Genomic DNA, 12839 nt, shown 5'->3' with positions numbered 1-12839 from the left:
CGAATTGAGGTGTTTACTATGAGTAAAATAAAAAAGTTATCTCTCACAGATTTGGTGCTGTACGGGCTGGTATTTATGGTGCCGATCGCGCCGGTTTCTCTCTATGGCGTCGTATATAATTTATCTCATGGCATGGTCGCGCTCGTGTATATTATTGGCGCTATCGCGATGTTTTTTACCGCCCACAGCTATTCAACATTATCAAAGCACATCTCATCCTCCGGGTCGGCTTATACCTATGCAGGCGTGTGCATCAACCCCGCTGTGGGTTTTCTCACCGGATGGATTTTGTTGCTGGATTATCTGTTATTCCCTACGCTGGTTGCCGTCCTGGGCGGTGTTGCTGTTCATGCAATACTTCCGCAAATACCGATTTGGATATGGCCGTTAATTTATGTGGCTATCGGAACGGGTATAAATTATTTGGGAATACAACAAACAGCTAAATTCGACAAACTGCTGGTCTTTATTCAACTCGGTATTCTGGCCATTTTTGTGGTGCTGATTTTGCGACTGCTGATGCTTGATAGCAGCCATGTGTCATTTTCTTTCAAACCTTTTTTTGATTCTCAGTGGTTTACGCCTGGTTTAATTGCTACCGCGATCTCTGTTGCGGCGCTCAACTTCCTCGGATTTGATGCCATTAGTACCCTAAGTGAAGAAAGCGAAGGCGGCGGGAAAGCAGTCAGTAAGGCAACCCTTCTCGCCCTTATCCTGGCCACCGTGCTGTTTATTATTGTGGTGACCTTTGCCGCATTCGCTACGGGTAAAATCGACAGTTTTGCGGAAGGTACACAAACTAACGAGGCCTTTTTCACGATTGCAGGCGATGTTGGCGGCATCTGGCTTAAAGTTGCATTTTCTATCATCGTAGCGTTCGTTTGCGCAGTCGGGAATATCATTACGGCACAAACCGCCGTATCGCGCGTCCTGTTCTCTATGGGTCGAGATAAAATGTTACCCACATTTCTGGCGCATGTGCACAGTAAAAGAAAAACACCTGACTATGCAATTCTGTTCACCGGGGCTGTGACACTATTCCTTAGTTACTTGTTTTCCGGGAAAATTGAATCCATATCCACCCTTGTCAACTTCGGTGCGCTTTTCGCATTCTTTATGGTGAACCTGAGTGTCTTCGTGCTCTACAACGTAAAGATGAAACAGCATCGTCGTTTTGTCCCTCATGTGATTTCTCCTGTGCTGGGGATGGTCGTCATTGGATATGTCTGTATGAATATGAACATTCACGCGCTGACGCTCGGGGTTATCTGGTCTGTAATCGGTCTGGCGGTTCTGTGGTATCGGAAAGCGCATAAGCAGGACATCCATATCGATCTTGAGGGGCGAAAGCTGCTCGACTAAGGCTGAATGCTGAGTTTGCAACACGTTATTTTTTTCTTGTTGCGCAACACCGTCTGAAGTTGGGCGGTGTTTTGTTAACCAACCCGAAACAATTTAATGCTGATTCTTTGTAAAACTGCACAGAAGTGTTTTGAAACGCTGTTTCCATTTTCCTTTTTGATAATTTTCAGCGTATAATGCGCGCCAATTGTCTCTTGAATGGTTTCAGCACATTGACCTGTAAAACTCAACGACTACAAAACTCACCATCCCGTTGGGCTGAAACACAAGCACACATTCCTCTGCACGCTCTTTCGATGTCACCTATCCTTAGAGCGAGGCATCACAACTTTCGTAACTCAGGTTTAGCTTCCCGTCCGTGCGCGGCGGGAGCCAGATTTCCATATCCTTCTCAACTTAAAGACTAAGACTGTCATGAAAAAGACGAAAATTGTTTGCACCATCGGTCCGAAAACCGAATCCGAAGAGATGTTAACCAAAATGCTGGACGCGGGCATGAACGTCATGCGTCTGAACTTCTCTCACGGTGATTACGCAGAACACGGTCAGCGCATCAAGAATTTGCGCAACGTCATGAGCAAAACCGGCAAGAAAGCAGCAATCCTGCTCGACACCAAAGGTCCGGAAATCCGTACCATCAAACTGGAAGGCGGTAACGACGTTTCCCTGAAAGCGGGCCAGACCTTCACCTTCACCACCGACAAATCTGTCGTAGGCAACAACGAAATCGTTGCTGTTACTTATGAAGGCTTCACGAAAGATCTGTCCGTCGGCAACACCGTTTTGGTTGACGATGGTCTGATCGGCATGGAAGTTACCGCCATCGAAGGTAACAAAGTTATCTGTAAAGTGCTGAACAACGGCGACCTGGGCGAAAACAAAGGTGTTAACCTGCCGGGTGTTTCCATCGCACTGCCAGCACTGGCTGAAAAAGACAAACAAGACCTGATCTTCGGTTGCGAGCAAGGCGTTGACTTCGTTGCAGCGTCCTTTATCCGTAAACGTTCTGACGTCGTTGAAATCCGTGAGCACCTGAAAGCCCACGGCGGCGAAAACATCCAGATCATCTCCAAAATCGAAAACCAGGAAGGCCTGAACAACTTCGACGAAATCCTCGAAGCGTCTGACGGCATCATGGTTGCGCGTGGCGATATGGGCGTTGAGATCCCGGTTGAAGAAGTTATCTTCGCGCAGAAGATGATCATCGAAAAATGTATCCGTGCACGTAAAGTCGTTATCACTGCGACCCAGATGCTGGACTCCATGATCAAAAACCCGCGTCCGACCCGTGCAGAAGCCGGTGACGTAGCGAACGCCATCCTCGACGGTACCGACGCAGTAATGCTGTCTGGCGAATCAGCAAAAGGTAAATACCCGCTGGAAGCCGTTACCATCATGGCGACCATCTGTGAGCGTACTGACCGTGTGATGACCAGCCGTCTGGACTTCAACAATGACAGCCGCAAACTGCGCATCACCGAAGCCGTTTGCCGTGGCGCGGTTGAAACTGCTGAAAAACTGGATGCTCCGCTGATCGTTGTCGCAACCCAGGGTGGTAAATCTGCTCGCGCAGTACGTAAATACTTCCCGGATGCCACCATTCTGGCGCTGACCACCAATGAAACTACCGCGCGTCAGCTGGTGCTGAGCAAAGGTGTTGTTGCACAAGTTGTTAAAGAAATCAGCTCTACCGATGATTTCTACCGCCTGGGCAAAGAAGTTGCTCTGGAAAGCGGTCTGGCTCAGAAAGGTGACGTTGTGGTTATGGTTTCTGGTGCACTGGTTCCGAGCGGCACCACCAACACTGCATCCGTTCACGTGCTGTAATAATTCCATCGCGAATTAATTTGCTTAAAAAAGCGCCCTTGTGGCGCTTTTTTTATTTAATCGATAGCCACAATTAATAAAAAATCAAATCGGATTTCACTATCTAATCCGTGATTATCTAAGATGAATCCGATGGAAGCTTTCTGTTTTCACTCGGTTTTTTAGCCGTTTTTGCACAATTCGATGCTTCTTTGAGCGAACGATCAAAAATAAGTGCATTCCCATCAAAAAAATATTCTCAACATAAAAAACTTTGTGTAATACTTGTAACGCTACATGGAGATTAACTCAATCTAGAGGGTATTAATAATGAATCGTACTAAACTGGTACTGGGCGCGGTAATCCTGGGTTCTACTCTGCTGGCAGGTTGCTCCAGCAACGCTAAAATCGATCAGCTGTCTTCTGACGTTCAGACTCTGAACGCTAAAGTTGACCAGCTGAGCAACGACGTGAACGCAATGCGTTCCGACGTTCAGGCTGCTAAAGATGACGCAGCTCGCGCTAACCAGCGTCTGGACAACGCAGCTACTAAATACCGCAAGTAATAGTATCTGTGTAATAAAAATGGCGCACATTGTGCGCCATTTTTTTTGCTCTGAATTCCCCTTCCCTGTTATTGCATAGCGCGCACCTCAGCATCTTCTCCTGGCACACCATTTTGCGCAGACTTCACTTCTGGCCCATTGCTCGCGACCGATGCTTGCCCGGCAGTGACGGTGACCGGATAACCTGCACGACGATACAACGCCCTTTCCACCAGACTGTTATCCACCGCTTTATTGTCTTTAAACTGGGTAAAGCCGGCTGGTAACACATACGGCATGGTCTGGACGTTTTGTTCCTCTTCAGGCGACAGCGGTCGATGCACTTCGACATACCTCATACCGTTCGGCTCTATCGAATATTTTATCGGCTCATTAATCACCCTGACCGGCGTGCCTGTGCGGACCTGAGCAAACAACGCTTTGATATCCGGCGCGTTCATGCGAATACACCCAGAACTCACTCGCAGGCCCACGCTGTCCGGTGCGCTGGTGCCATGGATCAGATATTCACCGTTTCCATGCGCCAGACGCAGTGCAAAGCGTCCTAAAGGGTTATTTGGTCCTGCAGGTACAACAGGCGGTAATGTGATGCCACGCTCCAGAGAGCGTTTACGGATGCCTGGTGTAGGGGTCCAGGTTGGATTCGGGATTTTCTGCCCAACCCGGGTTTCCATTACCGGCGTTTCCAGCCCCTGCAAACCGATACCAATCGGGAATACCTGAACAATATTCTCTCCCGGCGGGAAGTAATACAGACGCAGTTCCGCCAGATTCACAATAATGCCTTCGCGTGGTGCATCCGGTAGCAGTAATTGTGAGGGAATAGTGATCAGCGTTCCGGGTTTAGGTACGGGGGCAATAGTATTGTTGGCTTCAAGGATCAGCATTGCAGCGGTATCAAACTTACGGGCTATCGCCTGTAGGTTTTTATCGCCTTCCTGCACGGTGTAGGTTTGGTTTTGCCCAACAAGGCGGCTGTTCGCCTGGGGCAAAGGATAATCGACCGCCCATGCGGCCTGAATAGCGCTGTAGGCGCCGATTAGCATTAACGTAATAACAGACGCGCGTTTCATACTCACTCACCCCCCTGGCGTTCTTGCCGGACGGCGGCGAGCGCCCGATCCGGCCTACGAGTCACTGCGTTGCCTTACACGAACGCTTTCAAGTCGGTCTGAAAGTTGACGTGTTTTATCAGTTTAGCTAAGAGTTGCGGCTTTGGCGCGAATAGCCCGAATCATCGCCTCCAGCCCTTGTGAACGAGACGGTGTGAGATGCTGTGCGAGCGCCATTTTTTCAAACCACGGGCGCACATCAAAATTCACAATATCCTGAGCCGTCATGCGATCATACAAAATGAATACCACGGCAATAAGCCCTTTCACAATTGCCGCATCACTGTCGCCCTGTAATTCAATAATCCCTTCACCATTCTGACGCATAACAATCCATACCTGGCTTTGGCATCCCTGAATGCTATTTTCCGGGCAGCGTAAGTCATCGTTTAGTTCCGGCAAACGCTGACCCAGTTCAATAATGTACAGGTATTTCTCTTCCCAATTAGCGCAACGCAGAAAATTACGCAACAACTTTTCTTTATCCGGTAGCGCAGCCATAACGCCTCCCTGTTAGCCCAGTAAATGGTGAATACGCTTGAGGCCCGTTACCAGGCGATCCACTTCTTCATGGGTGTTATACATTGCAATCGACGCCCGGCACATCGCGGGAACGTTATAAAAGGCCATCAGCGGCATTGCGCAGTGATGCCCCGTCCGCACGGCGATGCCATAGTTATCGAGAAAACTCCCGACGTCATAGGCGTGATGCTTGCCGAGGTTAAACGCAATCACACCCAGACGGTTATCCGGTCCGTAGATTGTTAAATCCGGCACATCCGCCAGCTGTTCCAACGCATAGCGCATCATGAACTGTTCATATTCGCTGATTTCAGTCAGCCCCAGCGCTGAAACATATTCAATAGCCGCGCCGAGTCCGATAATGCCCCCGGTGTTCGGCGTTCCGGCTTCAAACCGCCAGGGCGCTTTGGCCCACGTCGTTCCCTGACTCAAACTCACCGTCGCAATCATTGAACCACCGCCTTCCCACGGCGGCATCTCCTGCAGCAGCGACTCTCTGGCATACAGAACGCCAATACCGGTTGGACCGTAAAGTTTATGCCCGGAGAAAACATAAAAATCGCAATCCAGCGCCTGCACATCCACCTGATGATGCATCACCGCCTGCGCGCCATCCACCAGCACTTTCGCGCCGTATTGATGCGCCAGCGCGATCATCTCACCCAACGGGTTTTCCGTGCCCAGCACGTTAGATACGTGGGTAATCGCCAACAGCTTCGTGCGATCGTCAAACAGCGTCGGCAGCGTTTCCAGCTGCAACGTACCATCGGCATTGAGCGGGATAACGCGCAGTTCTGCACCTACGCGTGCACACAGCATCTGCCAGGGCACAATATTGGCATGGTGCTCCATTTCGCTGATGATAATGTTATCGCCCGCCCGCACATTGCTGCTGCCCCAGCTGTTCGCCACCAGGTTGATGCCCTCCGTCGTACCGCGAACAAACACCAGCTCTTCGGCGGAGCGGGCGTTAATAAACAGCGAAGCGAGCTTGCGCACATTCTCCATTTTTTCCGTAGCCTGAGCGCTCAGCGTATGGATACCGCGGTGGACCGCCGCATAGCCGTGACGGTAGAACTCGGCTTCGGCATCAATCACCTGGTTCGGCTTTTGCGCGCTGGCCGCGCTATCCAGATACGCCAACGGTAAACCATTCACTTCACGCGTCAGAACCGGAAAATCGGCCCGCACTTTTTCAATGGGAAATGTCATGCTACGCCTCCCGGCAAGCGTTGGGCGATCCGTGCCAGTACCTGTTGTTTCAGCGTTTCCTCGCCCAGGGCTTCCGTTAGCTCAGCGGCAAACGCATAGAGAATCATTTGTTGGGCATCTTGCTGGCCGATCCCGCGCGAACGCAAATAGAACATCTGCTCGTCGTCGATCCGCCCTACCGTCGCCCCGTGACTGCATTTCACGTCGTCGGCATAGATTTCAAGCTGCGGCTTGGTATCCACTTCCGCCAGTTTACCAAGCAGCAAATTATTGTTGGTCATCTGGCCATCGGTTTTAATAGCGTGTTGAGCGACGTTGATCAGGCCATTGAATACCGCCCGCCCCTTATCGCTGACGATCGTTTTATGCAGCTGGCGGCTGTTGCAATATCCTTTGTTATGCTCAAGCCAGGTGCGGGTGTCGCAGACTTCATTTTTCACCGGCATTGCCAGGCTGTTGAGCCGAAGCGTGGTGTTTTCGCCGTTAAGCTGGGTGCTGGTGTTATGACGCAGCACCGCATCACCGAGTAAAAAACTGTGGCTGGCGGCCGTGGCATCCGCCCCCAATTGAATGTCATTGTGCGCGAAATGGTGGCTCTGTGGGTTCTCAAACGCCAGTTTGATGTGGCGCAAGTGCGCATTCGCCGCGACATTCATGGTTAAACGTGCGCCGGTGAAATGGCGAAGCTCGCTGAGGCTGACATAGTGTTCAATAACGGTGGCTTCTGCGCCTTCCGCCAGCTCCAGATGGTGGCGATAGTGCGCCGTGTTCACCTCATCGCCCGCCAGCCCCTGGGTAATGTGCAGTAGCAGCAGCGGTTTCGCTGGGCGCTGGTTACGCTTCACCTGAATGTGAGTGACGCTACGCGACAGGCTTTCGGTCAGGTGCAGAAACACTTCCGGTTGGATAGCCGCTGGCAGCATCTGGCGCGCATCGTCAATGGTAATGTCAAAACCACTACCTTCCGCTCTGTCGCTCAGCGTTGGTGAGAATTGCCCGTCGACAAATACCAGTCGTATGGCATCAATTGCCGGCGCTAACGCTTCACACTGGGCTGACGTTATCTCAGTGACATGACTGACAAACTGGCTATTGGTTAACCCCTCCAGCGGCGTGTATTTCCAGTCCTCATGCTTACGCGTTGGCAGCCCCAGACGCAGCATCTGCTGCAGATGCTGCTGGGCATGTTGCGAGCGCGTCTCACCTTGCGTTTCAAACAGATGGTGCCACTGTTGCAGCACGTTACTGCTGTTCGCTAAGCCAGCCATAACCTTGCTCCTCAAGTTGTTTGACCAGCGTAAAATCACCGGACTTCACTATTCGCCCCTGGTAGAGAACGTGAACATAATCGGGTTTGATATAGTCCAGAATGCGTTGATAATGGGTGACGATAATGAATGAGCGTTGCCCGTCGCGTAGTGAGTTCACGCCGTCGGCGACGATTTTCAGCGCATCGATATCCAGCCCGGAGTCCGACTCATCCAGAATGCACAACTGAGGCTCCAGCACCGCCATTTGCAAAATGTCATTACGCTTTTTCTCACCGCCGGAGAAACCAACGTTGACCGAACGCGTGAGCAAATCTTCCGGCATCTTCAGCAACGCAATTTTTTCTTCCATCAGATCCTGGAAGTCAAACCTGTCCAGTGACTCTTCGCCACGGTAGGTGCGTACCGCATTCAGTGCCGTTTGCAGGAAAAACTGATTACTGACGCCGGGGATTTCCACCGGATACTGGAATGCCATAAAGATCCCTTCACCGGCCCGGTCTTCCGGTGACAGTTCCAGTAAATCCTTACCGTTGAATTCTACCGTCCCGCCGGTGACTTCATAGTCATCACGTCCGGCCAAGGTGGCGGAAAGCGTACTTTTCCCGGAACCATTTGGCCCCATAATGGCGTGCACTTCTCCGGGGCAAATTTCAAGACTCAGCCCACGCAGGATCGCCTTATCTTCCACACTGACCTGTAAATCTTTGATGCTTAACATGTGCTTTCCTTAAATTTTAACCGACGCTGTGTTCAAGACTTATGGCGAGAAGTTTTTGCGCTTCCACGGCAAATTCCAGCGGCAGTTCAGAGAACACGTCTTTACAGAAACCATTCACGATCATCGAAATGGCATCCTCTTCGCTGATACCGCGCTGCAGGCAGTAAAACAGCTGATCTTCGCCAATGCGCGACGTCGTGGCTTCGTGCTCGAGCTGGGCGCTGTTGTTACGACACTCCACATATGGGAATGTGTGCGCTCCGCAATCCGCCCCGATCAGCATCGAGTCACATTGGGTATAGTTGCGGGCGTTGGTGGCGGTCGGCATGATTTTCACTAAACCGCGATAGCTGTTCTGGCTGTGTCCGGCGGAGATCCCTTTCGAGATAATGGTCGATTTGGTGTTTTTACCGATGTGGATCATCTTGGTGCCTGTATCGGCCTGCTGATGACCACTGGTCAGGGCCACGGAGTAGAATTCGCCGATAGAGTTGTCGCCACGCAAAATGCAACTTGGGTATTTCCAGGTAATGGCCGAGCCGGTTTCCGACTGCGTCCACGACATTTTGCTGTTTTCACCTTCGCACAGAGCGCGCTTGGTGACGAAGTTCAAAATGCCGCCGGTGTTACCATCCCCGGGGAACCAGTTTTGCACCGTCGAGTATTTCACTTCGGCATCTTTGTGGATGATGACTTCTACCACCGCGGCATGCAGCTGGTAGCTGTCGCGCACCGGAGCCGAACAGCCTTCGATATAGCTGACGTAGCTGCCCTCATCCGCGACCAGAATAGTGCGTTCAAACTGCCCGGTTTTTTCCGCATTGATACGGAAATAGGTCGACAGTTCCATGGGGCAACGCACGCCTTTCGGTACATAAATAAACGTGCCGTCAGATGCCACCGCTGCATTCAGCGCGGCAAAGAAGTTGTCATTACCTGGAACCACGGTGCCCAGATATTGTTTTACCAGCTCAGGATGATCGTGAATCGCCTCACCGAACGAACAGAAAATAATGCCCTGTTCCGCCAGTTTGTCGCGATAGGTGGTCGCCACCGATACCGAGTCAAAAATAGCATCAACCGCCACCTCTTTGCCTTCACGGACCGGTACGCCAAGCTGTTCAAAGGCATCCTCAACCTCTTTGCTTAAAAACGCATTCGCCCCCGTTTGCTGCACCGCTCCCGGCTCAGATGCGCAGGTTTCATCGCAGTTACCGCAGGACGGTGCGGAATAATAGCTGTACTCCTGATAATTCAGCTTGTCGTAGTGCGCTTTTAGCCAGTGCGGCTCTTCCATCGTCAGCCATGCCCGAAAGGCATTCAGGCGGAATTCCAGCATCCAGTCGGGTTCATTACGTTTTGCCGAAATCGCGCGCACGACCTCTTCGTTGATCCCTTTCGCCAGCTCATCGGTTTGCAGTTGGGTGAAGAAGCCCTCTTTGTAATTAAGGTGCCCGCCAGCCCAGGTGTTGACATCGTCAGTTGCTTCAGTATTACGAGACATAGTACCGCCTATACCCCAAAACTTTCGCCACAGCCGCATTCGTTCTGGGCTTTCGGGTTATGAAATTTAAATAACTGATTTAATCCTTCGCGAACGAAATCGACTTCTGTGCCGTCGATGAACGGCATCGCCTGTAAAGGCACATACAGTCTGGCGCCATCCGTTTCAAACAGGAGATCGTCTTTTTGGGCCTCGCGCACGGTATCCAGCACGTAGCCGAATCCCGCGCATCCCGTTTGCTTCACGCCCAGGCGTACGCCCAACATGTCGGGTTGCTTTGCCACCAGTTCACGGATATGCGCCGCAGCCGCAGGTGTTAACGTCAGTCCACGCCAGGCAAAATCGTCCGGGTTAAATGTTCCTGAATGCAATTCCATAGGGTTACCTCGAGTCACTAGCTTTTAAGCTATAACAACATGTTAGTGATAATGATTATCACTTCAACCCCTCAACAGCAGGGGCATTCGGGTTAACCGCCCTTTTTGACTACTTTTACTAAGCATAGACCCTGCAGCGAGGGTTTACAGGAATGGAATTATTTGTTCAATGCATTGATTAATAATGGATTATAGAAATCTAATCGTTCAGGCAGGTCAAAGATTAAAAGATGTATAGATAATGTCTATTTAAGGGATAGGTAGGGATAAAAACAGGGAAAACAACTATTCAAATAATATGCTAATGACAAAAAACCCTTAAGTCTGCTTGCTGGCAGGCTTAAGGGTTCCGGCCCCATCCGGCGCTTATCTCCGGCACTCACGATGGCTTAGCTCTTGAAGGGGCGATAAGAATAGTCTCATACACCGTTAAGTTTTTTTTAACACAACTTGCGGTTTGACTATTTTGTGAGCACGTTTAGCTACCTTTTTAGCATTGCGCCGCCCCACTAAGCGCATCCAGCAGCAAACGTAGCCCCGCAGGCTGATGCTCCCGAGAAAGGTATAAGCCATAAATTGGTAAGCATTTAGGTTGAAGTTCTGGCAGTAATCGAATTAACGCTCCCTGCGCCAGCCCTTCCTGCGCTTCCAGTTCTGGCACCAACGCGATTCCCATTCCTGCCACCGCCGACTCGCAGAGCAGCGAAGAGATCCCTGCACTCAAATTCCCTTTGATTGCAACGGAGACAGACTGCCCCTGGGCATCCAAAAAGTGCCAGGATTGTCCGGCAAAACCGCTGTAGTACAGGCAATTGTGCCGAGTGAGATCGTCGACTGTCTCAGGCGTGCCATGTTGATGCAGATAATCTGCGGACGCGCAAAGTACCGATTTACAGTCGCCCAACCGACGGGCGATGGTTCCTGGCTCGGGATTATCCGTTATGCGGATCGCCACATCGATGCGTTCCCCCACAAGGCTTACCGGTTGATTATTGATCTCCACCTCAATACGTAATTGCGGATATTGCTCCATAAACGCCGGCAGAACCGGAGCAAGAATATGCATGGCGGTAAAATGGGCGCAGGCCACACGTAGCGTGCCTGAGGGAATTTGCGCGCCACTGGCGGCACCAATATCCAGCGAAAGTTGCGCCAGAGAACGCGTTTTCAGTAATGCCTCTTCACCCGCTGGCGTGATCGTTAACCGACGTGATGAGCGATGGATAAGCCTTGCGCCTGCCCATTTTTCCATCTCGTCGAGGTAACGACTGACCATCGGACGGGAAAGCCCCAATGCACGTGCAGCGGCGCTCAGACTGCCCAAATCACAGATATGGTTAAATACCGTTGCCGCCATCACTCTGTCCATTGCATCCCATCCGATCGTTTTATGAAACTCAGCATGTCCTAATGAGGGAATTCTAACAGATACGAATATGCTTAAAATACGGGAACTATCAAAAGTCAATTCCCTGCATAAGGTTACCTGGTATGAAAGTTAAATCTCTGGCCCTGCTGTTACCTCTGTTTGCGTCTTCAGCTTTCGCCGCACCGCTACAGCTGAACGTCTATAATCCGCAGGAGAAGGGTATTTTCCCGGTCTCTTCGACGCTGGTGTCTGGCCCCAAAGAGGCGATTTTGTTTGACGCCCAGTTCAGCACCAAAGATGGCGAACAGCTGGTGCAGATGATTCGCGCCAGCGGTAAAACGCTGAAGGCTATCGTGATCACTTCCGGCGATCCGGATTTCTATTTCGGTCTGCAACCTATCGTCAACGCTTTCCCACAGGTAAAAGTTCTGGCAACACCGCAGGTGGTAGACCATATCCGCGCCACCAAAGAGGCCAAACTGCAATTCTGGGGCCCGCAAATGAAGGACGGCGCGCCAACATCGCTCACCGTTCCGCAGGCGACGACGCAAACGCAGTTCACGGTTGATGGTGAACCGCTGGAACTGCGTCACTCCAACGATTATGCAGCGTATATCTGGATCCCGGCGAATCGGGCCATTATTGGCGGCACAGGCGTGGCTTCAGGTATTCACGTCTGGACGGCGGATACACAATCTGAAGAACAGCGTAGTACATGGCGTAACGTACTGAGCGAAATGCAGAGCTTACAGCCCACTCAGGTGGTCCCGGGTCATTACATTGGCGAACGCCCAACCGGCGATAAAGCTATTCGCTTCACCCAGGACTATTTGCAGTCGTTTGAGCAGGCGTTAGGGGCGAAGAAAGGATCGGATTATGTGATTAAAACCATGACGGCAGCATGGCCAGGTCTGGCAGACGCAAGCTCGCTGGAACTAAGTGCGAAGGTTAACAGCGGTGAGATGAAGTGGTAATGAAGATTTAAGGCCAAAATAACCCCGAACACGTGTCGGGGTTTC

13 protein-coding genes are annotated in these 12839 nt (G+C 51.2%); 5 read left to right on the top strand and 8 right to left on the bottom strand.

Going from position 1 to position 12839, the window contains the following annotated elements; translation table 11 throughout:
• The first annotated feature begins 18 nt into the window (after nt 1-18).
• The 4 genes from OGX66_RS06940 to lpp all read left to right on the top strand — a co-directional run bounded on the left by OGX66_RS06940 (nt 19) and on the right by lpp (nt 3735).
• On the top strand, nt 19-1362 hold the full coding sequence (locus OGX66_RS06940) for an APC family permease (protein ID WP_044712284.1): 1344 nt from the start codon (nt 19-21) through the stop codon (nt 1360-1362).
• Nucleotides 1363-1574: 212 nt separating this feature from the next.
• A complete protein-coding gene (gene ynhH, locus OGX66_RS06935; RefSeq protein ID WP_242637968.1) occupies nt 1575-1769 on the top strand; it encodes a protein YnhH in 195 nt (64 codons plus the stop codon).
• Nucleotides 1770-1776: 7 nt separating this feature from the next.
• A complete protein-coding gene (pykF, locus tag OGX66_RS06930) occupies nt 1777-3189 on the top strand; it encodes a pyruvate kinase PykF (RefSeq protein ID WP_003029366.1) in 1413 nt (470 codons plus the stop codon).
• 309 nt (nt 3190-3498) lie between these two features.
• Nucleotides 3499-3735 carry a murein lipoprotein Lpp gene (lpp, locus tag OGX66_RS06925; protein ID WP_003029373.1) on the top strand — a complete coding sequence of 79 codons (237 nt, stop codon included), beginning with the start codon at nt 3499-3501 and terminating at the stop codon, nt 3733-3735.
• 68 nt (nt 3736-3803) lie between these two features.
• On the opposite strand, the gene ldtE is transcribed toward lpp, so the two are convergent.
• From ldtE to OGX66_RS06885, 8 genes are all read right to left on the bottom strand, one after another.
• Nucleotides 3804-4808: a L,D-transpeptidase LdtE gene (gene ldtE, locus OGX66_RS06920; protein ID WP_049002406.1), complete on the bottom strand. Its 1005-nt coding sequence runs from the start codon at nt 4806-4808 to the stop codon at nt 3804-3806.
• 123 nt (nt 4809-4931) lie between these two features.
• A complete protein-coding gene (gene sufE, locus OGX66_RS06915) occupies nt 4932-5348 on the bottom strand; it encodes a cysteine desulfuration protein SufE (protein ID WP_003029378.1) in 417 nt (138 codons plus the stop codon).
• Nucleotides 5349-5360: 12 nt separating this feature from the next.
• Nucleotides 5361-6581 (bottom strand): cysteine desulfurase SufS, encoded by a 1221-nt coding sequence (sufS, locus tag OGX66_RS06910; protein ID WP_044712283.1) that lies wholly within the window; start codon nt 6579-6581, stop codon nt 5361-5363.
• Nucleotides 6578-7849, bottom strand: coding sequence for a Fe-S cluster assembly protein SufD (sufD, locus tag OGX66_RS06905; protein ID WP_003836582.1), 1272 nt, complete (start codon nt 7847-7849; stop codon nt 6578-6580). The genes sufS and sufD overlap by 4 nt, the downstream gene beginning before the upstream one ends.
• Nucleotides 7824-8570, bottom strand: a complete 747-nt coding sequence (gene sufC, locus OGX66_RS06900; RefSeq protein WP_193862681.1) for a Fe-S cluster assembly ATPase SufC — start codon at nt 8568-8570, stop codon at nt 7824-7826. The genes sufD and sufC overlap by 26 nt, the downstream gene beginning before the upstream one ends.
• Nucleotides 8571-8586: 16 nt before the next feature.
• Nucleotides 8587-10074 carry a Fe-S cluster assembly protein SufB gene (gene sufB / locus OGX66_RS06895; RefSeq protein ID WP_003836585.1) on the bottom strand — a complete coding sequence of 496 codons (1488 nt, stop codon included), beginning with the start codon at nt 10072-10074 and terminating at the stop codon, nt 8587-8589.
• 8 nt (nt 10075-10082) lie between these two features.
• Nucleotides 10083-10451 carry a Fe-S cluster assembly scaffold SufA gene (sufA, locus tag OGX66_RS06890; RefSeq protein ID WP_003029385.1) on the bottom strand — a complete coding sequence of 123 codons (369 nt, stop codon included), beginning with the start codon at nt 10449-10451 and terminating at the stop codon, nt 10083-10085.
• Nucleotides 10452-10941: 490 nt separating this feature from the next.
• Complete coding sequence (locus OGX66_RS06885) at nt 10942-11820, bottom strand: LysR family transcriptional regulator (RefSeq protein WP_008323864.1); 879 nt, start codon at nt 11818-11820, stop codon at nt 10942-10944.
• A 122-nt stretch (nt 11821-11942) separates the two neighbouring features.
• Between OGX66_RS06885 and OGX66_RS06880 the strand changes: the two genes are divergently transcribed.
• On the top strand, nt 11943-12794 hold the full coding sequence (locus OGX66_RS06880; protein WP_016150139.1) for a Vmh family MBL fold metallo-hydrolase: 852 nt from the start codon (nt 11943-11945) through the stop codon (nt 12792-12794).
• Nucleotides 12795-12839: the final 45 nt, after the last annotated feature.

The sequence above is a fragment of the Citrobacter sp. Cf072 genome, from assembly GCF_030334485.1.
GTDB lineage: Bacteria > Pseudomonadota > Gammaproteobacteria > Enterobacterales > Enterobacteriaceae > Citrobacter > Citrobacter freundii.
Note: the sequence above shows the minus strand (reverse complement) of the source record. Positions and strands in the feature narration are given on the sequence as shown.

Excerpts from the sequence above, each read along its gene's own strand:
- OGX66_RS06885 (WP_008323864.1), bottom strand. The coding sequence starts at position 11,820 with ATGGACAGAGTGATGGCGGCAACGGTATTTAACCATATCTGTGATTTG.
- ldtE (WP_049002406.1), bottom strand. The coding sequence starts at position 4,808 with ATGAAACGCGCGTCTGTTATTACGTTAATGCTAATCGGCGCCTACAGC.
- pykF (WP_003029366.1), top strand. The coding sequence starts at position 1,777 with ATGAAAAAGACGAAAATTGTTTGCACCATCGGTCCGAAAACCGAATCC.
- sufD (WP_003836582.1), bottom strand. The coding sequence starts at position 7,849 with ATGGCTGGCTTAGCGAACAGCAGTAACGTGCTGCAACAGTGGCACCAT.
- lpp (WP_003029373.1), top strand. The coding sequence starts at position 3,499 with ATGAATCGTACTAAACTGGTACTGGGCGCGGTAATCCTGGGTTCTACT.
- sufC (WP_193862681.1), bottom strand. The coding sequence starts at position 8,570 with ATGTTAAGCATCAAAGATTTACAGGTCAGTGTGGAAGATAAGGCGATC.
- OGX66_RS06940 (WP_044712284.1), top strand. The coding sequence starts at position 19 with ATGAGTAAAATAAAAAAGTTATCTCTCACAGATTTGGTGCTGTACGGG.
- sufS (WP_044712283.1), bottom strand. The coding sequence starts at position 6,581 with ATGACATTTCCCATTGAAAAAGTGCGGGCCGATTTTCCGGTTCTGACG.
- sufB (WP_003836585.1), bottom strand. The coding sequence starts at position 10,074 with ATGTCTCGTAATACTGAAGCAACTGACGATGTCAACACCTGGGCTGGC.
- OGX66_RS06880 (WP_016150139.1), top strand. The coding sequence starts at position 11,943 with ATGAAAGTTAAATCTCTGGCCCTGCTGTTACCTCTGTTTGCGTCTTCA.
- sufA (WP_003029385.1), bottom strand. The coding sequence starts at position 10,451 with ATGGAATTGCATTCAGGAACATTTAACCCGGACGATTTTGCCTGGCGT.
- sufE (WP_003029378.1), bottom strand. The coding sequence starts at position 5,348 with ATGGCTGCGCTACCGGATAAAGAAAAGTTGTTGCGTAATTTTCTGCGT.